Annotated in this window: 12 protein-coding genes and 3 pseudogenes; 8 read left to right on the top strand and 7 right to left on the bottom strand. The window is 68.9% G+C overall.

The window, feature by feature from the left end; all coding sequences use genetic code 11:
* Nucleotides 1-88 precede the first annotated feature (88 nt).
* Complete coding sequence (rsgA, locus tag OG747_RS35665; protein ID WP_405883463.1) at nt 89-1,243, bottom strand: ribosome small subunit-dependent GTPase A; 1,155 nt, start codon at nt 1,241-1,243, stop codon at nt 89-91.
* Nucleotides 1,244-1,648: 405 nt separating this feature from the next.
* Between rsgA and OG747_RS35660 the strand changes: the two are divergent.
* The 3 genes and pseudogenes from OG747_RS35660 to OG747_RS35650 form a co-directional block, all read left to right on the top strand.
* Nucleotides 1,649-2,545 (top strand): annotated as a pseudogene (locus tag OG747_RS35660) (replication initiator); the annotation flags it as partial.
* Nucleotides 2,542-2,730: a helix-turn-helix domain-containing protein gene (locus tag OG747_RS35655; protein WP_405883462.1), complete on the top strand. Its 189-nt coding sequence runs from the start codon at nt 2,542-2,544 to the stop codon at nt 2,728-2,730. The pseudogene OG747_RS35660 and the gene OG747_RS35655, both read left to right, overlap by 4 nt.
* A pseudogene (locus OG747_RS35650) lies at nt 2,730-3,848 on the top strand (tyrosine-type recombinase/integrase); the annotation flags it as partial. The gene OG747_RS35655 and the pseudogene OG747_RS35650, both read left to right, overlap by 1 nt.
* Here the strand turns inward: OG747_RS35650 and OG747_RS35645 are convergent.
* Nucleotides 3,820-4,428 (bottom strand): Imm5 family immunity protein, encoded by a 609-nt coding sequence (locus OG747_RS35645; RefSeq protein ID WP_405883461.1) that lies wholly within the window; start codon nt 4,426-4,428, stop codon nt 3,820-3,822. The pseudogene OG747_RS35650 and the gene OG747_RS35645 sit on opposite strands and share 29 nt — an antisense overlap.
* Nucleotides 4,429-5,095: 667 nt before the next feature.
* On the opposite strand from OG747_RS35645, the gene OG747_RS35640 reads away from it, so the two are divergent.
* The gene (locus OG747_RS35640) at nt 5,096-5,320 is read left to right on the top strand and encodes a hypothetical protein (protein ID WP_405883460.1); all 225 of its coding nucleotides are present in this window, start codon (nt 5,096-5,098) and stop codon (nt 5,318-5,320) included.
* Nucleotides 5,317-5,727, top strand: coding sequence for a PIN domain-containing protein (locus tag OG747_RS35635; protein WP_256904575.1), 411 nt, complete (start codon nt 5,317-5,319; stop codon nt 5,725-5,727). Before OG747_RS35640 ends, OG747_RS35635 begins: the two co-directional genes overlap by 4 nt.
* A 593-nt stretch (nt 5,728-6,320) precedes the next feature.
* Here the strand turns inward: OG747_RS35635 and OG747_RS35630 are convergent.
* Nucleotides 6,321-6,749, bottom strand: a complete 429-nt coding sequence (locus tag OG747_RS35630; protein ID WP_405883459.1) for a GntR family transcriptional regulator — start codon at nt 6,747-6,749, stop codon at nt 6,321-6,323.
* A gap of 320 nt (nt 6,750-7,069) precedes the next feature.
* On the opposite strand from OG747_RS35630, the gene OG747_RS35625 reads away from it, so the two are divergent.
* From OG747_RS35625 to OG747_RS35615, 3 genes are read left to right on the top strand one after another with little or no spacing between them, the layout of a single operon-like run.
* Nucleotides 7,070-8,803: a replication initiator gene (locus OG747_RS35625; RefSeq protein WP_405883458.1), complete on the top strand. Its 1,734-nt coding sequence runs from the start codon at nt 7,070-7,072 to the stop codon at nt 8,801-8,803.
* Nucleotides 8,800-8,988: a helix-turn-helix domain-containing protein gene (locus tag OG747_RS35620; RefSeq protein WP_405883457.1), complete on the top strand. Its 189-nt coding sequence runs from the start codon at nt 8,800-8,802 to the stop codon at nt 8,986-8,988. Before OG747_RS35625 ends, OG747_RS35620 begins: the two co-directional genes overlap by 4 nt.
* Complete coding sequence (locus tag OG747_RS35615) at nt 8,985-10,313, top strand: tyrosine-type recombinase/integrase (RefSeq protein WP_405883456.1); 1,329 nt, start codon at nt 8,985-8,987, stop codon at nt 10,311-10,313. Before OG747_RS35620 ends, OG747_RS35615 begins: the two co-directional genes overlap by 4 nt.
* Before the next feature lie 189 nt (nt 10,314-10,502).
* On the opposite strand, the gene OG747_RS35610 is transcribed toward OG747_RS35615, so the two are convergent.
* The 4 genes and pseudogenes from OG747_RS35610 to OG747_RS35595 all read right to left on the bottom strand — a co-directional run.
* Complete coding sequence (locus OG747_RS35610) at nt 10,503-11,114, bottom strand: hypothetical protein (protein WP_405883455.1); 612 nt, start codon at nt 11,112-11,114, stop codon at nt 10,503-10,505.
* A 20-nt stretch (nt 11,115-11,134) separates the two neighbouring features.
* Complete coding sequence (locus tag OG747_RS35605) at nt 11,135-22,042, bottom strand: LamG-like jellyroll fold domain-containing protein (protein ID WP_405883454.1); 10,908 nt, start codon at nt 22,040-22,042, stop codon at nt 11,135-11,137.
* A gap of 162 nt (nt 22,043-22,204) precedes the next feature.
* On the bottom strand, nt 22,205-22,717 hold the full coding sequence (locus OG747_RS35600; RefSeq protein WP_405883453.1) for a hypothetical protein: 513 nt from the start codon (nt 22,715-22,717) through the stop codon (nt 22,205-22,207).
* 699 nt (nt 22,718-23,416) lie between these two features.
* Nucleotides 23,417-23,642, bottom strand: a pseudogene (locus OG747_RS35595) (IS5/IS1182 family transposase); the annotation flags it as partial.
* Nucleotides 23,643-23,726 lie beyond the last annotated feature (84 nt).

The following is a 23,726-nucleotide window of genomic DNA, read 5'->3' as shown; positions in this document are numbered from 1 at the left end:
TCGAGAGTGGGGGATTTGACAACCGACGACAACGCCGCAGATGTGCGCACCAGACCCCGCGTCTCCGGCATGATCCGCCGGACAGGCCCTAGTGCCAACGCCCCCGCTTCGCCTGCATGGCCGCCCGGCCCTCCGCCCCCTTCCGCTTCCAGTCCCGCCGGATCTCCGCCCGCACCCGCGCGTCCGTCTTGGCGACGATCCGCTGGTTCTCGCGCAGGAGCTTGCGGTAGCTGTCGAGGCGGCGTTCGGGGAGGGCGCCGGAGTTGACGGCGGCGAGGACGGCGCAGCCGGGCTCCGCGACATGGGCGCAGTCGTGGAAACGGCAGTCGGTGGCGAACTCCTCGATCTCGGCGAAGACCTGCCCGACGCCGGTCTCGGCGTCCCAGAGGCCGACGCCGCGCAGGCCGGGCGTGTCGATGAGGACACCCCCGCCGGGGAGCGCGAGGAGGTTACGGGTGGTCGTGGTGTGGCGGCCCTTGCCGTCCACGTCACGCGCGGCCTGCACCTCCATCACGTCCTCGCCGAGCAGCGCGTTGGCGAGGGTCGACTTGCCCGCGCCGGACTGTCCGAGGAGGACGGACGTGCCGCCCGACAGTACCGCCGCGAGCACGTCCAGTCCCTCCCCCGCGTTGGAACTCACCGGCAGCACCGGCACGCCGGGCGCCGCCGTCTCCACGTCCTGCACAAGGTGCCCGAGTGTCGCCGCGTCCGACACCAGGTCGGCCTTGGTGAGGACGACGAGAGGCTGCGCGCCGGACTCCCAGGAGAGTGCCGACTTATGCAGCAGTGCCTCACCAGTCGAACAGGACATCGCAAGCGCGAGGAACCGCTCGATCCGCCCGAGGTCCAGTTCAAGCGCGAGCGACACACAGATGACGACGTAATCGATGTTAGTGGCCAGCACCTGACCCTCGGAACGCTTCGACGACATCGATCGTACGAAGGCGGTACGCCGAGGCAGCAACGTCCTCACATACCGCGGATCGCCACCTTCAGAGTCGACGGCAACCCAGTCACCCGTACATACGACCTTCATCGGGTCACGGGGCACAACGAACTCGGTATCGGCCCGGATGACGCCTGCCGGAGTGACGACATCGCACAGACCACGGTCGACACGTACGACACGACCGGGCAGCAGACCCTGCTCGGCATACGGGGCGAACTCGGCCTCCCAGTCCGCATCCCAGCCGTACAGGGCGAGAGGATGCGAAGAAGGAAGCTGAAAGGAAGAGAAAGACAAGGGGTGACCCTTCACAAGGGTGGCCCCGGCACCGCGCTCACTGGCGCGGGAAGAGAGAGGTCAGCCGGAGACCACGGAGGTGGACTTGATGAACTTCCGGATGCGGGCAGCGCCCATCTCAACGACAGCCATCAGTCACACCTCCTCAGTCACGCTCAGCCAACACCGGCAGCCACTGGCCGCCTCGGGACAAGGTAACCCTAGCCGCACGTCTCGGCGGAAGACCAACTCTTTTCCGCCGAGGAGCCCCGGTGCGCAGCGAAACCTCACGCTGCGAGGCGGACGTCTTCCTGTCCTCCAGGCACGCTCCCGGCGACCTCGACCACGGGCTTTCGGTAACTCGCCTCTACCCCAGAGCGCGTAGTGAACTCCACCAGTTCATAGCGAAGTACACACAGCGCTGGGCCGCCCGCCTGGGCCACCACCCAGCTCCTCGACCACGCCGTCCGCGCCGCCGCCGCACGCACCCGCGTCCACCACGAGGGCGAACCGCCGAAGCAACTGCAGCCCGCCGGACACGTCCCCGCGTCCCAGCCCCAAGACTCAGATCGGGCAGAGCGGTTGGTGTTCCGGTTCGGGCGACAGATCGACGTCCGGGCAATCCGCGGCACCGACTTCACCGGAGACGGCCCCGTCACCGACCGGCACGTCGCCGCCTACATCGCCAAGTACGCCACCAAGGGCGCCGAGACCACCACCGGCGCCCTCGACCACCGCCTCCGCCTCCTCGCCGAACTCGCCACCCACGACATCACCAACCACGCCCGCCGCATGATCCACACCGCCTGGCACCTCGCCACCAGGCCCCAGCACGCCCACCTCCGCCTGCGCCAATGGGCCCACATGCTCGGCTTCCGAGGCCACTTCTCCACCCGCACCCTCCACTACTCCACCCCCCTCGCCCACCTCCGAGCCGAACGCACCGCCTGGCGAACCGGTCAACCCGACACCCAGACCCCAGCCCCAGCGTCGGCTGAGCCCCAGGCCAGCCAGACGGACGGCAGTCCGGTCGATGACCGCGCCGGACACCCCACTGACCTGGCCCCCGGTCACCGCAACATCGCCGGTCAGCGCGTGGACTCGGACACGACGCTGGTCATCTCCCACTGGCAGTACGCCGGAACCGGCCTCCTGCCCGAACTCGAACACCTCGCCGACCTCCTGGCCGCGAAACGGCAGACCCGACCCGAGCAACCAACCCGAACCCGGCGCTCGAAGCGCTCCGGCGACCGCGCCGGTCACCCGGTCGGTCACTCCACTGATCGGCTGACCAGTGCTGTCCGGCCGAGGGCCGTCGCGTGACCGCCGGCACCGAACTCCTCACCGTCCCCCAGGTCATGGAACGCCTCCAACTCGGCCGCACCGCCGTCTACGACCTGATCCGATCTCGTCAGCTCACCTCCCTCACTCTCGGCCCAGCCCGCCGCATCCCCGCCTACGCGCTCGCCGACCTCATCCACACCCGACTCGAACAGGAAGCAGCCTGATGACCACGCCCCGCAACACCTCCGCCGCCTCGCGCCGTGTCCGTGCCAACGGCACCGTCCACCAGCGCAAGGACGAACACTGGGAAGCCGCCGGCTACGTCCTCGCCCCCGGAGGCACCCGGAAGCGCATCCGCGTCTACGGCACCACCCGGAAGGAGGCGCTGGCCAAACTGACGGAGAAGAACGCCACCAGCAAACGCGGCGTCCCCGTCGTCACGGCCCAGGGCAGCCTCGCGGCCTTCCTGACGTACTGGCTGGAGAACGTCGCCGTCCACCAGCTCCGTGAGACCACCCACACCCGCTACACCGCCGTCGTCGAGCAGTACCTCATCCCGGGCCTGGGCCGGAAGAAGCTCGCGAAGCTCAACGCCAAGGACGTCTGCACCTGGCTGAACGAGCTGCGGACCGTCTGCCAGTGCTGCACACGCGGCACCGACGCCGGAGGTGATCCCAACGCCCAGGCAAGCCGACGTCCGCGCTGCTGCGCGCTCGGGAACTGCTGCCGCAAGCGGCTCTCGCCGCTGACGCTCGCGTACATCCACTCCGTGCTCAAGTCCGCCCTGGAGCATGCCGTGCGTGAGGAGGAGATCCCCCGCCACGTGGCCCGCAACGGAACGCCCCGCCCACGCCGCTTTAACCCTCTCACCACCGACGAGGCCCGGCACTTCCTGGCGGCTGCCGACGGGCACCGGCTCGCCGCGCTGTTCGAACTCGCCATGCGCACCGGACTGCGCAAGGGCGAACTCCTCGGCCTGCACTGGGAAGACCTCGACGTCGGCACCGCCACCATCCGCCGCGCCCTCCAGCGCACCCGTACCGGCGGTCTGACCACCCTGCCGACCAAGACCATCAGCTCCGAATGGCGCATCGCACTGCCGGGCTCCTGCATCGCCTCCCTTCGCGCACACCGCGCCCGGCAGGCACAGGAGAAGCGAAGCGCCGGAACCGACTGGTAAGGCAGCAGCCACGTCTTCACGCGACCCGACGGGCACCCGATCGAACCCGCCACCCTCACCCGCCACTTCAACGCCCTGCTCCGCGACGCCCGCCTGCAGCCCATCCGGTTTCACGACCTCCGCCACTCGACGGCTACGTTCCTCCTGGAACATGGCGTCGAAAAATGGAGTACGCGCGGGGTACTGCATCTTCCAAATACCAGTACCAAAATTTCCTGCGCACTTCAGGGTTCCCGGATTCTTCCCACGCGGCACCACCAGCTATGGCCACTGAAGCGAAAAAAGACGGTTCCCAGTCCTCGGAATCCATGTCCATTTCGCTCAGCTCGGGATCGGCCAAAAATCCTCCGGCAAGCACATCCCGGTTTACTGCCCAACAAGCAAGGCCCGCTGCAACTGCCGGGAAGTACTCATGCCCCAACCTCATCTTGTTATCAAGAAACGTGTTGAGAACATTCAGCTCACCTCGATGTTCAGTCAAGGACAGCGCCGGGTTCTCTAGGGTGGCCTCGGGGCAAGGTGAAGCAAATGGGAGATCTTCTGTGAAACGACTCCTCCAGACTGGCCACGCTTTGACCGCACAGGCAGCAGACAGCCTCGTATATGACCGCCACTGGTCTTGGCCCACAGCTCGCTGAAGCTCGTCGTGAAGTTGACGCCTCAGCGGATGCTCCAGCTCTCCGTCAGTGGAAACTCTGTCAAGGTACGGGCGGCAGATGTCTTCCACGATCCTGTCAGGCATACAATTCCCCTACGGTTGCGTCCAGTTCCCGTCGGTGTCGAAGCGATTTAGGCCGCTGGGATCTGTTACCTCCTGAGGCACCCCTCGGTGTTTAGCCAACGCCCTGAACCAATCGATACAGTCGTCGCACATATCTCGGTCGACCTCAATTGGCTCATTCGGGCGGGCGACAGCAGCCTGCCTCTCTGCGCGAGAGGCGAAGTATTGGCTGTCCACCCCATGGTCCCTGAATCCAGCCGGCGTACGCGCTGCCCCAATCTCGTCTGTAACCTCAAACACCTTCTCGGGTGCCACCCTCGTATAGCTCGGGCCTACCTTGGGTTTAGTAGCCCATCCGCTCAAGAAGCTAGCGTCATCCGCGTGTGCTGATGTCTTGCCATCCGGGACACTTGGTCTAGGGCCGGCACCGGGGATATTCCCGTTGTTGTTGTGGACCAGGACCGGTGTGTCCCCGGCCTCCACATAGTACGTGTGCTACGCGACCCCTCCCCACCTGCGTTTTCGCAGGTCATCGGCGGTTTCGTGCTCCGCTGGCGTCCGTGGCTGTGCCCTGGTGTCCGTGGCTGTTGCCGTCAGCGCTGCCGTCAGAGGTGCAGACCACCACGAAGCAGCGGGGCGGCCCGGCAACTCCTGGGCCGACGGCGGCTGCGGACCCTACACTGAGCGCATGACCGTACGCGAGGAAGCACACCGGCTGCTCGACGCGGTGCCGGAGGACCGGCTGCCCGACGCCATAGAGCTGCTGCGGCAGTGGGCGGAAGTGGAGCGCGGCGAGCGCCCCCGCCGCCGGTTCCGCACGACCGGCGTCTTCGACGGCGATCCCGACCTCGCGGTCCGCTCCAAGGAGATCGTCCGCGACGCCTGGGCCAGTGAGGAGCCCCGGAGCGCGTGATCGTCATCGACACGGGCCCCGTGGTGGCGGCCGCCAACCGCAAGGACGACTACCACCTGCAGTGCGTCGACCTGCTCCAGAACTTCCCCGGCCCGCTCCTGCTGCCTGCCCCACTGCTGACCGAGATCGGTTACATGCTCGCCAGTCGTGCCGGGGCCAAGGCCGAGGCCGATTTCCTGCGCGACGTCGCGGACGGCGTCTACGAACTGGTGCCCGTGACCTCCTCCGAGGTCAGCCGGGCCGCCGACCTGGTCGAGCAGTACGCGAGCCTGCCCCTGGGCACCGCCGACGCCTTCGTCGTCGCGGTCGCCGAGAAGTACCGCGCGGTCAACATCGCCACCCTGGACCGCCGCCACTTCAGCGTGGTGCGCCCGAGTCACCTCCCAGCATTCACTCTGCTGCCGTAGCCAGGCCGCCGCGCTGACGTGCCCGATCGCGCAGGGGTCGGCCGGGTCTTGGACCGGTGTCCTGTCCGGTGCTTCCCCCGGCGACCCGTTCGCCGGGCAGGCCGTCCTCGGGCGTCGGGGCGGGGTCGGTGCGCTTGCCGGTCCGGCGGCGCGGAGGCCGGGCGGGGAGGGGTCTGCCGGCGGCGGGCCGCCGGGGGCATCGCTCCCCGCTGGGGGCGGGACCGGTCGCCGCCCCCAGCACGCCTGCGCGACGGACGTGAAGGGTCGGCCCCCGGTCGGCCCTGTGCCTGCGATCCGGCCGTAGGACGGTCGTAGGCGACAACTTGCTGTGCGACGCGCAAGGACTCCACGCCCACAACTTGCTGTGCGACGCGCAAGGACTCCACGCCCACAACTTGCTCCCGGTGGCAACGGGTTGAGCCTCGCTCGCGCCCGGGTCCGGCCGCCCGCCAGCACCTCGCACGGGCGTCGGCTGCTCGCCCGACGGTGGTTCGGTCGGCAATGTTCGGTCAGTTCAGACGGGCGGGTACCGCCTTGAACCTCGTAGAGAAAATCTGAACGCACCGCCCTGACCAACGTCCCGGCACGGCGGGTCAGCGGCCCCGCTCGCCGCCGCCCGACTCCAGGGCCTCGACGCGGCCACGAAGGTCGGCAATCTGCTGAACAGCTACGGCCAGTTCCCGTTCCAGCGCCTCGACGCGGGCCGCCGCGCCGCCGACGGGTGCGGTCGCCTCCGGGCTGTCGAGGTCATCGGCGGCGACGTGGTCGTGGTGGGCGACGAAGGCGCCCTTGCCAGGGCGGGAGACCGCCCACCCGTCCTGCTTCAGCAGGGCCATGGCCTTCTGCACGGTCAGGCTCGCCGCCCCGAACTCCCGCATCAGCACGGCCTGCGTCGGCAGCGCGTCCCCCGGCCGCAGCCCACCGGAGCGGATCCGCTCCCGCAGGGCCTCGGCGATGACCTCGAACGTCAGCGGCACCGCGCTGCCTGCCGGCCTGCGCCCGCGCCGCCCCACAACCGTCACCGCAGTTCACCCCGCCCATCGCGCCCTCTACCACCGAAATCCGGCCCGTCCAAACCCGGAAACCGGCCCCACACTACCCGCGTCCCGCCACCCACCAGAAAGGAATCAGGAGGGATGCACTTGAATGCGCCCGTGGACCGATGTTAACGTCACGCACCCGCCGGTGATCACCACCGCGCCCCGCCGACCAGGCCCGCCCGGCCCCGGCCCCCGCGCCCAACTTCGAGGCGCTCCCGTTCCCCTGTGAGCCGATCACTTCGGCCTGCCCACCGCCCCGCGCCGTACCGCTTCCGCGCTCCCGCCGAAAGGCCCCTTCCCGCATGCCCGCACAGATCCCACTCCCGTACTCCACGACCGTTCCAGCCGCCCCGCGTCCCTCGTCTTCGGCGTTCACGACGCCGCCGTGTCCGGCGGGCGCCACCGTCTCGACGGCGGCGGGGCGGTCAGCGCTGGAGCGCCGCGCCAGGCTCACCGCCAAGCTGGCGAAGCTCGCCGCCACCGGCCAACTCGCACCCCTCGCACGCCAGATAGCCGGACTCGGTGGCTGCGCGCACCCGATCCGCCTCACCGGACACCGCACCCACCTCGACACCGCGACCGGCGAGATCCTCGACCACTTCGACTCCGGTCAGTTCCCGGCGGGCGAACTGCTGGTCCGCTGCGGCAACCGCCGCGCCACCCGCTGCCCCGCCTGCTCCACCGTCTACCGCTACGACACCTACCAACTCATCGCCGCCGGACTGCGCGGCGGCAAGACCGTCCCCACCAGCGTCGCCACGCACGCGCGCGTGTTCGTCACCCTCACCGCGCCCGGTTTCGGGCCCGTCCACAACCAGCCCGACACCGGCCGCTGCCACTGCGGCCACACCCACCTCGATGCCGACCCTGTCCTCGGCACCCCGCTCTACCCCGAGCGGTACGACTACGCGGGCGCGGTGCTGTGGAACGCGCACGCCCCGGCCCTGTGGGCCCGCTTCACCACCCACCTGCGGCGCGAGATCGCCAAAGCCGCCGGGCTCACCCAGCGCGCGCTGCGGCACCACGCCACGCTCTCGTACGCCAAGGTCGCCGAGTACCAAAAGCGCGGCCAGGTCCACTTCCACGCCGTCATCCGACTCGACGGTCCCACCGGCCCCGGCAGTACCCCGCCCGCCTGGGCCACCGTCCAGCTCATCGACCACGCCGTCCGCGCCGCCGCCACACGCACCCGCGTCCGCCCTGAGGGCGAACCGCCGAAGCAACCGCAGCCCGCCGGGGTCGAACCCGCCTCCTCACCTCAAGACTCAGATCGGGCGGGTCGGTTGGTGTTCCGGTTCGGGCGGCAGATCGACGTCCGGGCGATCCGCGGCACCGACTTCACTGGAGACGGCCCCGTCACCGAGCGGCACGTCGCCGCCTACATAGCCAAGTACGCCACCAAGGGCGCCGAGACCACCACCGGCACCCTCGACCGCCGCCTCCGCTTCCTTGCCGAACTCGCCGGCTACGACATCACTGACCACGCCCGCCGCATGATCCACACCGCCTGGCACCTCGCCACCAGGCCCCAGCACGCCCACCTCCGCCTGCGCCAATGGGCCCACATGCTCGGCTTCCGAGGCCACTTCTCCACCCGCACCCGCCACTACTCCACCACCCTCGCCCACCTCCGAGCCGAACGCACCGCCTGGCGAACCGATCAGCCCGGCACCCAGACCACCGCCTCAGCCTCAGCTGAGACACAGTCTGGCCAAACGGGCGGCAGTCCGGTCGGTGACCGCGCCGGACACTCCACCGACCTGGTCGCCGGTCACCGTCACGTCGCCGGTCAGGGTGCGAACTCGGACACGACGCTGGTCATCTCCCACTGGCAGTACGCCGGAACCGGCCTCCTACCCGAACTCGAACACCTCGCCGACCTCCTGGCCGCAAAACGGCAGACCCGACCCGAGCAACCGACCCGAACCCGACGCTCGGAGCGCTCCGGCGACCACTCCGGCGACCGCGCCGGTCACCCGGTCGGTCACTCCACGGATCGGCTGACCAGTGCTATCCGGACGGGGGCCGTCGCGTGACCGCCAGCACGGAACTCCTCACCGTCCCCCAGGTCATGGAACGCCTCCAACTCGGCCGCACCACCGTCTACGACCTCCTCCGCACCCGCCAACTCCCCTCCCTCACCCTCGGCCGAGCCCGCCGCATCCCCACCCACGCCCTCACCGACTTCATCCACACCCGCCTCGAACAGGACGCCGCATGACCACACCCCGCGACACCCCCGCCTCCCGCCGCACCCGCGCCAACGGCGACGGAACCGTCTACCAGCGCAAGGACAGCCGCTGGGAAGCCGCCGGATACGTCCTCGCCCCCGGCAACACCCGCAAACGCGTCCACGTCTACGGCAGCACCCGCAAAGAAGCGCTGGCCAAACTCACCGAGAAGATCGCTGCCAGCAACCGCGGCCTCCCCACCGTCAGCAACCAGGGCAGCCTCGCGGCGTACCTGACGTACTGGCTGGAGAACGTCGCCGTCCACCACCTCCGCGAGACCACCCACACCCGGTACACCGCCGTCGTCGAGCAGTACCTCATACCGGGCCTGGGTAGGAAGAAGCTCGCCAAGCTCACCGCCAAGGACGTCCGGACCTGGCTGAACGATCTGCGGACCGTCTGCCAGTGCTGCGCACGCGGCATCGACGCCCGACGCGACCCCCGTGCGCAGGCCGGCCGCCGCCCGCGCTGCTGCGCCATCGGCCAGTGCTGCCGCAAGCGGCTCTCACCGCTGACGCTCGCCTACATCCACTCCGTACTCAAGTCCGCCCTGGAACACGCCGTCCGGGAGGAGGAAATCCCCCGCAACGTGGCCCGCAACGTCCGCACCGGAACCCCTCGCCCCCGCCGCTTCAACCCCCTCACCACCGACGAAGCCCGACACTTCCTCACCGCCGCCCAGGGCCACCGGCATGCCACACTGTTCGAACTCGCCCTGCGCACCGGCCTGCGCAAGGGCGAACTCCTCGGCCTGCACTGGGAAGACCTCGACCTCGACAGCGGCACGGCCAGCATCCGCCGCACCCTCCAGCGCACCCACAGCCGTGGCCTGACCACCCTGCCCACCAAGACCATCAGCTCCGAGCGGCGCATCGCGCTGCCGGTCTCCTGCGTCGCCTCGCTTCGCACGCACCGCGCCCGGCAAGCACACGAGAAGGAGCAGGCGGGCTCGCGCTGGCAGGGCAGCAGCCGCGTCTTCACGCGACCCGACGGGCACCCGATCGAGCCCGCCACCCTCACCCGCCACTTCAACGCCCTGCTCCGCGAAGCCCGCCTGCGGCCGATCCGGTTTCACGACCTCCGCCACTCGACGGCGACCCTGCTCCTGGAACAGGGCGTCGAACTGGTCGTCATCAAGGAACTGTTGGGCCACGCCCACATCGGGGTGACCGCAACGGTGTACGCCCACGTCCGACTCCGCCTCCAACGAGACGCCATCGACCTCCTCGGCGACGCCCTCCGAAGCCCTGCCGAGACCATCGAGCAGCCCGACGACGGCGACGAACCACCACTTTGTGCAGCACCTGTCCGCTGACGTTGCCGTCAACTACTGCCGTCACCCCACGCCGAAGCCCCGCCAGGACGTACCTGACGGGGCTTCAAATTTGCACAGCTTACCATTGCGCCAGGCTAAGTAACAGGACCGGGAATGGAACTCGACGGGGAGCATTGGCCCCCATGACGCCGACGATGCATCCCGCCGAAACTCTACCCCTCAGTGACGTTACGGCCTTCTATCGTTCGGAGGCCCATAGTTGGCGGTCAGGACTGCGGCGTACGTGTCCGGAACAGGGCGTCCACCGAAAGCCATCGGAAGATACGACTCCAACGCGCCTGACACGCCCAGGAAGGGCCCAAACCGAGCGCACCATTCACTGCGCGCAGCTGCGTCGGGAAATCCCTGGAATACCGCCACCTCGGGATCCCTTTCACCCCAGCACCCCCACTTCGCGGATGCTCCGGTCAGCGCGACGACATTCGCCGAGATCGCTATCGACCCCAGGGCGTCGCCGTCCGGTTCGAAGCCGATCGCAGCCCAGTATTCGTCCTCACCGGCCTCGACAGACAGAGACACCACGGGGTATCCCAGGCCCTCAGGGACATAGAAATCGTCACATTTCGGCTCGAGAACTAGCAGTTCGACATGATCGTCTCCGTGCCATCGGGCCATCATGCAGAGCGCTGGCCAGATTTCCGGAGCGAGAATTACGTCGAACTCACAGAACAACGAGTCTCCCGCGCGCTCCCTAAAAACCTGGTCAGGGAATCTGGCATCAAGATCGAAGGTCACCGCGCTGCGGGAGCGGATGGCAATATATCCGTCACGGTCCGGCATGAGCGGACCCTCGCCTAGCATCACTCATCCCCCAGCCTGATCTTGATGTCGGCCTTCTTTGATCCCGGCCTGTAGTAGTCCGCTGTCCACCCGTCGACAGTCTTGGCCTTGCTCCGCAGGAAGTACCGTGCCCCATCCTTCTGATATTCAATGTTCGGCCCCCTTTCGAGGCGGGCCCATCCGTTGGCCTCAAGGTTCTCTCCGAATTCCGTGGGACCAACATCCGTCCGCACATTCTTCATGCGGGCCTTGGGCTCTGTCGTGTCCTCGTATTTCGATGCGGTCCGGCAGTTGCTGTTGTGAACGAGAACCGGCGTAGCCCCCGCCAGCACATAGTACGTGTGGAGGTCACCGATCGTCAGGTCGTACGTCGTCGTGTGTGCGTGGTAAAGGCGGACCGCGGTGACCGTTGCCGTGCCGGTCGGGGTCTGGAGGGCGTCTTTGGGGTGGAGGTCCTTGGCGTCGACGAAGGCGGACCGGGTCTGGTCGTAGAAGGGGTGGTGGTAGGTGGTGGTGAGGGTGCCCCCGCCGGAAGAGGTGGCGGACGGGGCCTCGGCCACGGTGGCGGCGGTCAGTTGCTGGCGGTCGGCGGGGGTGTGCGGGTGGGGGATGCCGGCGGCGGTGGTGATGACGGCCGCGGAGGCGGCGAGGCCGAGGGCCGCCCTGGTCAGGATTCGCTTGCCGAGGCCGGACTTGGGCTTCGGCGCCGGCTTCGTGGGCACGATGGTGACGTCCACGAAGTCGTGGTCGGTGTGGGTGACGATGACCCGCGTGACGGTGTGGGACTGGGTGCCCTTCGCACCGGGGACGGAGTCCTTGATCTTGTCGCCGGCCTTGACCTTCTCGATGGGCCGCGTGGAGCCGTCGGCCATCACGACCTCTGTGGTGCCGGTGAAGCTGTGGGTGGCTCCGCAGCCACTGCGGCCGAACAGCTTCCCGCCCGCGGTGGCGAGGACACCGCCCGCGGCACCGCCGATGGCACCGGACGCCGCGCCGTCGGCCGTGGCGGCCGTCGCGCCGGACCAGGAGCAGTCGGCGTGGGTCTCGGAGCAGGTGAGGCCGTAGTCGGCCGCGCCGGTGGCACCGCCGGATATGCCGCCGATGGTGGCGCCTTCCAGGGTGTTGGTGACGAGTTTGGGCAGCGCGTCGCCGAGCGCGGACTCCGCGAGCTTGCCGCCGAGGGCTCCGCCGATGCCGCCACCGATGGCACCGCCCACGGCGCCCAGCACGGTGGAGGTGGCGAAGGCGCTGACCGAGCAGGCCCCCTTCTGTCCGCCCATGCACTTGCTGCCCTGGTCGACGAGACCGGCGGCCGCTCCGGCGAGCGCGCCGCAGGCGACGGCGCCGGGGATGGCCAGGCTTCCTCCGCTGCCTGCGGTGACGGCGGCTTCGCAGCCGGCGAAGACCACCGTGGACACGGCGAACGACGCGATGGCGGCGGCGTGGTTCTTGAAGTAGGTCGTGGCGGCGTTCACGCGCTTGGCCACGGCCTGGTAGGTGCTGTGGGCGGCGTGGCTCACGAAGTTCGACGCGGTCCGTCTGAAGCTGGAGACCTTGCGTTTGATCGCGGCCTTCGCGTCGGCGATCTCCCTGTTGAGCTGGGCGATCTGCCGGTTGAGGCTGGCGATCTCGCGGTCCAGTGAGGCCATTTCCCGGTCGAACGCGCGCGATGCGGAGTCATAGGCGTCGCTGGCCCATCCGCTCACGGTGTCCCAGGCGTTGGAGAGCTTGTCCGAGACCCAGTCGTATGCCTCGCTGGCGTAGTGGGTGGCGGCGTGCCAGCCCGAGCTCACCGCGCTGGTGAATCCGTTCCAGGCATGACTCGCGGCGTGGCTGACGCTGTTCCAGGCGTCGCCGAGCCAGCTCTGGCCCGTGGGGTCGGTGCGGGTGAGGGGGTTGTCGTCGACGTAGGCGAAGGGGTTGGCGGCGGCCGAGTTCGGCACGGGGTTCAGGGACGCGGTGTCCTTGTTCATGAACTGGCCCGTGGCCGGGTTGTACCAGCGGGAGGCCATGTTGACCTTGCCGGTGGCGTTGTCGGTCCAGCCCGACTGGTAGCCGAGGTTGCCGCTCGGGGTACCGGTGGTGCCGGTGACGTTGCCGAGGGGGTCGTAGCCGGTGGATGCGGTCAGGGCCGAGCCGGTGCCGGTGAAGTCGCCGACCACGTCGCCGTGCTGGTCGGTGTAGGCCAGAGCGGCCGTCGCGGGGGTGCCGCCCGGTGTGCCGATGCCCACCAGGGCGTCGCCGGGTGTCCAGGTGTAGGTGCTCGTGCCGTCGGACGCGAGGTTGTTGCCGGTGCCGGAGTAGGTGAAGGTCCTGGTCGCCCCGCCGTTGGCGGTGTTGGTGATGACCCGGCCGAGGGCGTCGGTGAGGTAGGTCTGGCTGCCCTGGGTCAGTTGCTGGTCGAAGGCGTCGGAGGCGAAGTCGGTCGCGCCGGAGGTGCCGGACTGGTGGGTGAGGGTGCCCCGGGCGCTGTAGGTGTAGGTGTTCTGTCCGTCGCCGGTGAGCTGGTCGCGGGCGTCGTAGGTGTAGACGTCGGAGCCGACGCGGATGCGGTTGCCGGAGTCGTCGTACGCGTACGCGGTGGTGGTGCTGCCGTTGTTCCAGGAGGTCAGACGGTCCGCGTAGTCGTAGCTGTAGGTGTTGTTCGTGGCGCCGACAAGTCCGGTGGTGGTCTTGCTGGTCTCGTTGCCGTTGGGGTCGTATCCGTAGCCGATGGAGGCGACGGTGCTGCCGCCGGGGGTCTTGAGCGTGTCGCCGGTCAGCCGGTGCAGGTGGTCGTAGCCGTAGGAGCGGGTGTCTCCGCCCGTTCCGTACTGGATGCTCGCCAGTTGGTTGAGGGTGTTGTAGCCGTAGGTGAGGCGGGTGCCGGTGGCCGGGTCGGTCAGGCCGGCGAGCCGGTCGTTGTTGTCGTAGCCGTAGGACGTGGTGCCGGCGGCATCGGTGCGCGCCGTGAGAAGTCCGTCGCCGTTGTAGGCGAAGGAGCCCGTTCCGGCCGATCCGCCGGTGGTCAGCAGGTTGCCGCGGTCGTCGTAGGTGAAGTTGTCGTCGGTGGCGGCGGTGGTCGTGCCGATCGCGGCGGTGACCGCGCTGCGCATCCGGTTGTCGTGGTCGTAGGTGAAGGTGCGGTCGGCGGTGGCCGCCTCGGCTCCGGCGCCGGACTGGGAGGTGACGTTGCCGACGTTGTCGTAGCCGGTGGTGACGCTCACTCCGCCGGGGGCGGTCCGGGTGACCGGGCGCCCGTCGGCGTCGTAGGCGGTGGTGAAGGTCGAGTCGGCCGCACCGGTGTAGCTGTAGGTGGAGGTGGTCACCGCCGGTTCGACGGTCGACTCCGGCAGGTTCCACGGGTTGTAGGTGTAGTAGGTGCTGTTGCCGCGGCCGTCGGTGAAGCGCGTGCCGTTCCCGGCGGCGTCGTGGCCGAACGAGGTCGTGATGGAGTGTCCGTCGTCCACCGGCTGGGTCTCGCCGGTCACGTGTCCGAGCGCGTCGTAGGTGTAGGTGCTGGTGTGCTGACGGGCGTCGGTGGCCGACAGCAGCAGACCGGCCGCGTCATAGGTCGCCGACTGCGAGGACAGGACCGTGCTGTGGTCGGTGTCGAGCGAAGCGACCCGCACGGGGTTGCCGAGCTGGTCGTAGGTGACGGTGTTCTGGGTGTTGTCGGGGAGGGTGACGGCGGTCTTGCGTCCCTGGCCGTCGTACGCCGTACGGGTGGTGTTGCCGGCGCCGTCGGTGACCTGGGTGCTTTCGCCGACCGCGTCGTAGCCGTAGCCGGTGGTGACGCCGTCCGGGGTGGTGGCAGAGGCGAGGAACGCGCCGCCGGGGTTCAGGGAGGAGGCCGTGTAGGAGTTGTTGGTGGTCAGGGCGGTCGCCGTCGGGTACCGCTCCAGGGCGGTGGCGGTCAGGGGCCGGCCCAGGTAGTCGTAGGTGGCCTGGGTCTGGCCGCCTTCGGGGTCGGTCCGGGACTGCACCTCGCCGTTGGCGTCGTAGACCGTGTGGGTGACGCCGTTGTTGGCGTCGGTGGTCTGGGCCAGATCGCCGAGCTGGTCGTAAAGGTCCGTGGTGGTGTGCTGGAGCGGATCGGTGACGCTCTTGACGTTGCGTGCGTCGTCGTACTGGTAGGACGTGGTCGCGTCGTTGATGACGGTGGAGCTGCCCGGCGGGGTGTAGTCGGGGAGTATCCGGGAGTTCACACGGCCGACGGCGTCGTAGGTGGTGGTGACGGTGGTGTCGATCCCGTTCGGGCCCTCGGCCTCGGTGGGCTCGCCGAAGGTGTCGTAGCCCGTGTAGCTCGTGGGGTGGACCAGGCCCGGCGCGCCGCCGTTGGACTCGGCCTGGACCGCGGGGGCGGTGGTGACGGCGAGGTTGCCCGCTTCGTCGTAGCTGAAGTAGGTGGTGTTGGTGTCGGGGTCGGTCATCGACAGCGGCAGGCCGCGCTGGTCGAGCTGCCAGCGCGTAGTGGCCTGGTCCGAGGAGGACGTGGTGCCGCCGTTGCGGCCCTCGGAGTACAGGGCCGAGATCTCGCCGGCGGACAGGGCCCGCTGGTAGACCTGCACGTTGTCGACCGAGCCGGCGACCGCGTCGGTGACGGTGCCGCCCGCGGTCTCGGTGCCGCCGATGGAGAGCGGGCCGGTCCCGCTCCACGGCGAGGGGTCGCTCGTGGTCGCGGCGAGGGCGCCGTTGACGTACAGCTTCAGCGTTCCGGTGCTCGCGTCGAGCTGACCCACCAGGTGCGTCCAGGTGTTCAGCGCCGCGTGTGCCGGGGCGACGGCGTCGTAGAACGCCGAGGGCGAGGCGAGGTCCTGGCTGGCCGCGTGGAGGCGGAAGCTGTTGTCGGGCAGCGAGTACTGGAGGTAGAACGACGCCCGGTTGGTGCCGCCCTGGGCCACGAACGTCCGGTACGTGGAGGCGTCGGAGAGGTTCACCCAGGCGGAGACGGTGTAGGAGGAGGCGGTGTTCAGCACGGGCCCGTTGGTCGCGATGACACTGCCCGAGCCGCCGGCCGATCCGTTGAAGTGGGCCGCCCCGTCCGACCAGGTGATCCCGGAGCCGGCGGTGGCGGTGTTGCCGTTGCCGGAGTTGTCGGAGACCGAGCTGCCCGAGTTCTGGTCCAGCCTCCACCAGGCGTTGGGGTGGCTCACGCCGTCCTCGTGCACCGACTGGCTGGTGAGGTTGCCCATCGGGTCGTAGGTGGAGCTGGTGGTGTGAGTGGTGCCGGTGCCGTCGGTGAGGGTGGTGGTGGCCACCTTGTCGTCGGGCGTGTAGGAGACGGTCGTGGTCCTGTTCACGCCGGTGGGATCCACTGTCGTCGCGGTGACCCGGTCGGCGGCGTCCACTGCCGAATTGGTGGTGGTGGCACCGTTGTTGATGACCTGCGAGGTCAGATTGCCTGCCGCGTCATAGGTGTTGGACTGCTCGACGAAGTACTGGTGCCCGGTCGGGTCGCTGCGGGTGACCGTGGCCGTCAGGCCGTTGTCGGTGTAGGTGTACGACGTGACGTTGCCCATGGCGTCCGTCAGGGACTGCAGCCGTCCCGACGGGTCGTAGGCGCGGGAGGACTCGACGAGGTCGCGCGCGGCGGACGGGTTGACCGGGTCGCCGATGTAGTTCTTCAGGGTCTGGGTGAGCAGCTTGCCGTTCGGGTCGTACCCGTAGGACAGCACGTTGCCGGCCGGGTCCTGGACCGTCGCCTGGTTGCCGTACCCGTCGTAGGTGTACGTCGTCATGCCGCCGGCCGCGTCCGTGCTGGTCTTCACCTGGTCGTACGGGGTGTACGTGTACGACTGGGTTCGTGAGGCGTCCCCGCCGCCGAGGTCGGCGACCGTCTGGGAGGAGATCATGCCGTCGGCGTCGAAGACGGTGCCGGTCGACTTCTGGTGGGTGGCACTGGTGACCCGGTTGGTGACCGCCGGGTCCACCTCGCCGGTGATCTGGGAATCGCCGTCGTAGGTGTAGGTGGTGGTCAGGCCCGCCGGGTAGCTGTCCGAGACGGCCTTCTTGGTCAGCATCCGGCCGAGGTTGTCGTAGGTGAACGACGTGACCTGCCCGTCGGGGTCGGTCATGGAGGCGATGTCGCCGTTCTTGAAGTACGAGATCGTGGTGGTCGCGCCGCCCGGGGAAACCGTCTTGTATGGAAGGCCCTTGGGGGCGAACCCGCCGTCGGCGGCCGCGACAGTGGTGCCGTCGGTGTACGCGATCGAGGTGCTACGGCCGTGCGGGAATCCGGGCACCGCCGGCGTGGTGACCCCCGTGCTGTTGCCCGCGGCGTCGTAACTGTACGACGTGAGGTAGGTGTTGTCGGAGCTGGACGAGGAGCGTGCGTCGCGCACCGTGCTCGGCAGGTCGTTCTGCGGGTTGGGCGTCAGCTGCGCGCTGGTGTCGTCCGGAAGGTAACTGGTGTACGTCGTCGAGCACTTCAGGGAGGCGAGGTTCTGACAGGTGGCCCTGGACACTTCGTTGCCGCGCACATCGTGGCCTATCGCCGTGACGTTGCCGTCCGGGTCGATGACCATGTGCTCGAAGCCGCCGGTGTCATAACCGTACGTCGTCTTGTTGCCGAGGCCGTCGATCTGCGCGACGGCCCGGTAGCCGTTCAGCGGGTCGTACTGGTAGGTGACCGTCTTGCTGCCGGGGTCGGTCACCCGCACCGTCTCCAGCGGGGCCGTCCCCGAGGAGTTGCGGCCGGCCGCCCAGTGGGCGGCCACGTCGTCACCGGAGAGGGCGTGCTGGTAGAGGGTCACTTCGGCGATCGAGCCGGTGAAGTAGCTGACGTCGCCGGGTGAGGCGATCCACGACTTCGCGAAGCCGGCCCCGATGTAGAGGTGGTTGTTGCCCTGGTCGTTCGGGGCGCCGGAGTAGGTGCCCTGCTGGTTGCCGTCCAGGTAGAGCGTCTGGGTGCTGCCGGACACGGTGAGGATCACATGGTGCCACTTGTTGTCGGTGACGGTGCTCGTGGAACCGAAGGCGGTCGCGCCGCTGCCGCTGCCACTCCAGAAGTGGCCGTGGACCTTGTTGTCACTGCCGACGTAGAGGACCGGGGACCAGCTGCCGGAGGCGCCGGTCGCTCCCGCGACGGCGACCGACTGGTCACCGACGAGGACGCCGGGCGTGCTGGTCTTGAACCACAGCTCGACGCTGCGCTCCGTGTAGGTGTGTAGCAACTGCACGGGCAACTGCACATAAGAGGATGTGCCGTTGAAGGACGCCGCCGTCTGGTCGGAGAAGGGGCCGCTCACCCCGAGCGTCGTGTTCGCGTACGTCCCTGATCCGGAGTTCTCCTCGTCGACCGCCTCGGAGGCGCCCGCCGACTCACCGAGCCGGTAGTAGCCGACGGACCCTGAGCCCAGAATCGCGGCGCGGTAGACCTGGCTGGATCCGGTCACGGCCGGCGCCGCCATGGACCAGGAGCCGCCGTTCTCGTCGACCAGGTGCGTGGCGGCCGTCGTCGTGGGGTCGTACGTCACCGACGCGTAGGTCTTGCCCGAGGGGCGGGTGACCGTGCTGAGCAGGCTGGCCGGCGTGGTACCCGCCTTGTAGAGGGTGGTGACGTCCGCCTGGACCAGGGGGCGCCCGAAGAAGGAGGCGTCGGCGATCGACCCGTTGAAGTAAGTGCCGTAGATGGTCGACGAGTTGGGGTGCGGCTGGTCCGGCCAGGTGGATCCGAGGTAGCCGGTGCCCAGGTAGGCGTGGGTGAACAGCCAGGGCATGTTGCCGGTGAACCCGAAGGAGCCGTAGCCGGCCGAGGTTCCGACCTGGCTGCCGTCCAGCCACATCGTCTGCTTGGTCCAGGAACCGGAGAGGACCACGTGGTGCCACTTGTTGTCGGCCACGGAGGCCGACGTGGTGATGGGTGTGGTCGTCGTGCCGTACCAGAACAGGCCGTTGAGCTTGCCGTCGGTGCCGACATACAGCGACGGCGTGAAGTCGCCCACGGTCGCCGTGGCCTGTACGGGCATGTCCGAGGAGGAGAACAGCACGCCCGCCGTCGCCTTGGCGGTCTTGAACCACAGGGAGATCGTCTGGGAGCTGGAGTTGCCGAGGCCGAGGTCCGGGAGCTGGACGTACGAGGACGTCCCGTTGAAGCCGGCGGCGGTCGAGGTGCTGCCGGCCAGCGGACCGGCCTGGCCCAGGGTCACATTGCTGTACGTCGCGTTGTCCACGCCCTCGCGGGGCAGGACGGCGCTCGCGGCCGTGGTGCCGGAGGCCTCCGACAGCGGCCAGAACGAGTTCGGGTCCAGGTCCAGGGTCTGGCTGTGCTCCTGCGAGGCGCTCGTGTAGCCGTACCGGGTGCAGCCGGTCCCGTTGGCCGTGTCCGTCGGCGAACAGACCTTGGTCAGCTGGTCACCGGTGTACGAGTACGCCCAGGTCAGCGTCCCGGACTGCCCCGCGGTCACCGGGTCGGTCGCCACGGTGGCGACGTGCGGGCTCGTCGCGCCCGAGGGGGTGTTCCAGGTCAGGTGAACGGCGCGCTGCGAGACCGCCGAGGCCATCGCGGTGATCTGGCTGCCGGTCCAGGTGAAGTTCTCCGCACGGCCGTTGGCGTCGGTGATCGACGCGATGCCGTAGGCGCCGGAGCCCAGCTGGTGGGTGAACGTGTAGACGGTGGCGTTCTTGTCGGTGAGCGTGTAGCCGCCGCCGCTCACGCTCTTGAAGGTCGCGAACCGGCCTTCGGGCGGCGAGAACGACCCGTCGGAGTTCTTCCCGTACCAGATGGCCGAGCCGTCGGGATAGGTGACGTACACCGCGGTCACGGCGCCCGTCGAGTCGTACTGCTCGGTGGCGCGCGCGTCGAACACGCTGGACCAGCCGGCGCCGAACGCCCCGGCGGTGCGCGGGTCACGGGAGTTGTAGTCGCGGATCACGGTCAGGGACGGGCCGGGAGTCGCCACGTTCGCGTCGGTCGCCGACGTGGTGTAGTTGCCGACGGCCGGGTTGTAGCCGTGGCCGTCGGTGTTCTGGGAGAGGCCGGAGGTGACCACCGGCTGGGGCACCTGCGTGGTGAACTGCTGCCACTGCGGCCCAGGGGAGTAGTTGGTGCCGTCGTAGGCCTGCACTTCCCAGTAGTAGGCCTTGCCCCAGGTCAGCTTGTTGGCCGGCACGTTGTAGTAGTTGGCCGTGATGTTGCCGGAGTCGGCGAGCTTCGTGCCGGAGGTGTTGTAGACCTGGAAGTCGTACTTCTGGGTCGTCGTCAGGTTCGGGTCGATGTGCGCCACCGCGGACAGCTGCGGGGTGAGCGTGGTGACGGACGCGTTGTTCACCGGGCTGGCACTGACCACCTGCGGCAGCATGGCGCCGGTGTAGGTCAGCATCAGGCTCGGGGCGTACGTCGCATCGTAGATCGAGCCGAACTGCTTCCAGTGCAGGGCGTCCGAGGTCGACGCGTAGACGGCGAGCCCGTGGTCGCTCGACGCGCCGGCCGCCGAGGCCCAGGTGTTGAAGGTCGACGCGGACAGCGTGACCGTCACCCAGTCGCCCTTGCTGAGGTCCCCGCTGCTGTTCGCGCACCCGTTGGGCGTGTTCGGGGTGGCGTTGCCGATCGACGAACCGTGAGAGGGCCCCGGGTAGGAGGTGATCGAGGAGGGCGTCCAGGCCGAACTGACCGGCGCGACGTCGAACCGTTCGGCCGTGCAGGTCGATGACCACACGTCGTACAGGCTCAGCGAGGCCGCCGAGACCGAGACCTGCGAGCCGTCCAGTCCGAGACCGGGGAACTGGAGGTAGGACACGGCGGAGTGCGGGCCCGAGTCGTAGGAGCCGACCTTGATGGCCTGCTCCATCGAGTGGTCGCCGGGGCTGCCCGACTCGGCATAGGTGGTGATCGCCTGCTCGTTGTCGAACGAGGGGTCCACGGTGACCGGGAAGACCCGGCCGGGGGCGTGCAGCCACGCCGCGTCCAGCGTCACCCGCAGCACGGGACGGTCATCGGAGGTCGTCAGGGTGTAGTGGACGGCGTGCGTGGTGGCTCGCTCGCCCGAATGCCGGTCGACGTGGGAGTCGTAGGCGTAGGCCGGGGGGATCTCGCCGGCGTTCTTGCCGGAGGAGTCGCGCAGCGCGATCGAGCCGTCCTTCAGCTCGACGGGGGTGAGGCCCTTCAGGTCGAGCGGGAAGTCCCATGAGTGGGCCGCCCGGGAGGAGGCGAGGACGATCGACTCCTTCAGCCCGGTCGCGGTCGGCTGAAGGTTCAGGTCGGTGTCCGGCAGCACGTCCGGGTAGGAGACGGTGGATCCGGAGACCTGAGGCGCGACGGGCTTCGCTCCGGACAGGCCGTAGGACAGCTGCCGTCCGCCGCTCATGGTCAGGCGGGCCAGTGCGGCATCGGAGCCGGTGGCGGCGAAGTCCGCCGCGGGCGAGTTGGCCTTCTCCGCCCAGCGACCGTGCGCGCCGCGCACGACGTGGGTGTCGATGGGCTGCCAGTCCCCGGCCGGGTCACGGTAGTTGACCGGGAGCAGGGAGTAGCTGCGGCTGTAGGAGCCGTCCGCGTTCTTGAAGTAGTTCGACGTCGCGGTGGACTTGGCCGCCACTCGCCTGCTGGTCCTGGCGTTGAACCCGAGCCGGGTGGCGCTCGGGCCCTTGGCGACCTTGCGCGTGTAGGGCTTGGCGGGGGGGAGTTCACCTCTGCCGTGGCCGGGCTTGTGTCCGACGCCGCGGTGGGCGCGGGTCGAGGCCGCCGACGCGTGGTGGCTGCGCCCGGCGGCGGACCCGGACCGCTGGCGCGGCAGATGCCCCCAGTGCGGGGAGGCCGGGTCCTTCAGCCAGCCCAGCACGTCGGAGAAGCTGGGCACCGACAACGGGGGAAGCCCGCGGCCGTCCGCCACCGCCGACTCCCCGGTCAGCGCCATCGCCAGGCAGGCCAGCACCAAGACGGTGGCGGCGCGAACGACCCTGCGGTGCAGGCGTATCCGCCGGGCGGAACGACGGAAACGACGAGAGCGCATCACAGCTCCTGACGAGAATCAGCACATGATCACCAAGCGGGCCGACTCAACAGCATCGGGAGCGGTAAGCACTAGATCAGCTGGAACTCCATTGACTGTTTTTTAGATTCACCTGGGGATAACGAGAATCAAAGACATCAACAGGGTTACAGGCGGGTGAATTCATTCCTTCGATGATGCATCGACCGCGGCTTCCATCGCTCTCGCCACGGCGGTACGCGTCTTTGAAGTGGCGGCGATGAAACTGACGTTGTGCAGGGTGGATCCGGAACCGACGGTGATGAATCGGGATTTGGGCGAACTCGGCGCCAATTTCCGTACCGCCGAGGCGGGCGCCTTGCCCACCGCCAGGACGAGGTCGCAGCGATGCTGGATCAGGGTGTTCGCGTAGGCCTGCGCGTTGGCCTCCGTCTCCGGCCCGGCGACCGCCAGGTAGCCGGCCTTGGCGTGAGTCGCGAGGGACGCGTCCTGCATGCCGGCCCACACCGGTGCAGCCTGGGGGCCGGTGATCCCCTTGGCGTCCGTGAGCAGGCAGGCGGCGAAGGACGTGTACTGACGGGCTCTCGGCGCGGGGGTGGTGTCCCCGCCCCCGCCCGACAGGCCCAGGGCCACCACCGCCCCGGCCACCGCCGCCGCCGCGGCTCCGCCGCCCCAGGCCCAGAGCTTCTTCCGCATGCGCACCCACCCCTTCGTACCAGCGCCGACCGGTCGTCGCCGCAAATGGCGCGAGCATAAACCAGCCTGCCGGTGACCGGAATTGCGAGGACCGGCATGGCGGGGGGCCTGAATCGCATGCCGCTGTTCTTCAGAAATTCACCGGACGACGGGTTTCACGCAGAGGATCCGCATAAGTGAGCGGCCGGGCACCCGCTACCGATGAATGCCCGACCACTTCCGTTCACCTGTTCCGACGAGAACGAGATGTTCAGTGCCCGGCGGACCCTTCCGGGCGTGCGTGGCGCCTTCGACAGCCGCGCGGAACCCGCCCTCCGCAGCCTCCTGTCCCGGCACCCGGTGCACCTCACCGACGACGACCACGACCTCACCACGCTCGCAGAGCACCTGAGGTCGGCCAGACAGCCGTCGGGCTGCCGCGCGCACGCATCGCTGACCCCGGCCGGCCGGTGCAGACCATGCTCGTCCCGGCCACCGTGAAGGTCCGCGGCTCCGGCGAGGTGCGGGCCTGATGTCCAGGGGCCACTGCCCCATGCGGGCCTCTTGACAGACGCCCAGGGCGGCGAAATCGTTCGCAATAGCGTTATTCGAGGCGGGCTGGGGGCGGTCGCGACGAGCGGCCTTCTGAACGTGCACCGAGGCCGGCTTCTGTGACGGCGCGTTCGGTCCGTGGATTCGTGTGTGGTCCCGGACGGGTGTCGGGGTGGCACTACTGGTGAGTCCACGGGCCATGAGGTCGGTCATCGCGAGGCGGATCAGGGCTTCGGAGCGGTGGGGGTGGGTCTCGTGGTCGCGGGCAAGGCGGCGGTGACGCATCGGCCGGCCGAAGGTCCGCTCGATGGTTCAGTGCCTTGGGATGACCATGAATCCCTTGGTGCAGGGGGCGTTGGACCACCAGGACGTCGATGCCCGGGCGGGCGCCGTGTCCCGGTACGGGGGAAAGGAGGGGTTCCGGTATGGGGGAAAGGAGGGCTTGGGGTGCTGCGGAGGGTTCCGATCCGGTGGCCTG

It is taken from the genome of Streptomyces sp. NBC_01384 (assembly GCF_045040035.1).
In the GTDB taxonomy this organism is placed as follows: Bacteria; Actinomycetota; Actinomycetes; order Streptomycetales; family Streptomycetaceae; genus Streptomyces.
This window is presented reverse-complemented; position numbering and strand designations above follow the sequence as displayed.

Bases quoted from the DNA above. Each gene is read 5' to 3' on its own strand.
- OG747_RS35605 (WP_405883454.1), bottom strand. From the start codon at position 22,042: ATGCGCTCTCGTCGTTTCCGTCGTTCCGCCCGGCGGATACGCCTGCAC.
- OG747_RS35640 (WP_405883460.1), top strand. From the start codon at position 5,096: ATGACCGTACGCGAGGAAGCACACCGGCTGCTCGACGCGGTGCCGGAG.
- OG747_RS35600 (WP_405883453.1), bottom strand. From the start codon at position 22,717: ATGCGGAAGAAGCTCTGGGCCTGGGGCGGCGGAGCCGCGGCGGCGGCG.
- OG747_RS35645 (WP_405883461.1), bottom strand. From the start codon at position 4,428: ATGCCTGACAGGATCGTGGAAGACATCTGCCGCCCGTACCTTGACAGA.
- OG747_RS35610 (WP_405883455.1), bottom strand. From the start codon at position 11,114: ATGCCGGACCGTGACGGATATATTGCCATCCGCTCCCGCAGCGCGGTG.
- OG747_RS35615 (WP_405883456.1), top strand. From the start codon at position 8,985: ATGACCACACCCCGCGACACCCCCGCCTCCCGCCGCACCCGCGCCAAC.
- OG747_RS35625 (WP_405883458.1), top strand. From the start codon at position 7,070: ATGCCCGCACAGATCCCACTCCCGTACTCCACGACCGTTCCAGCCGCC.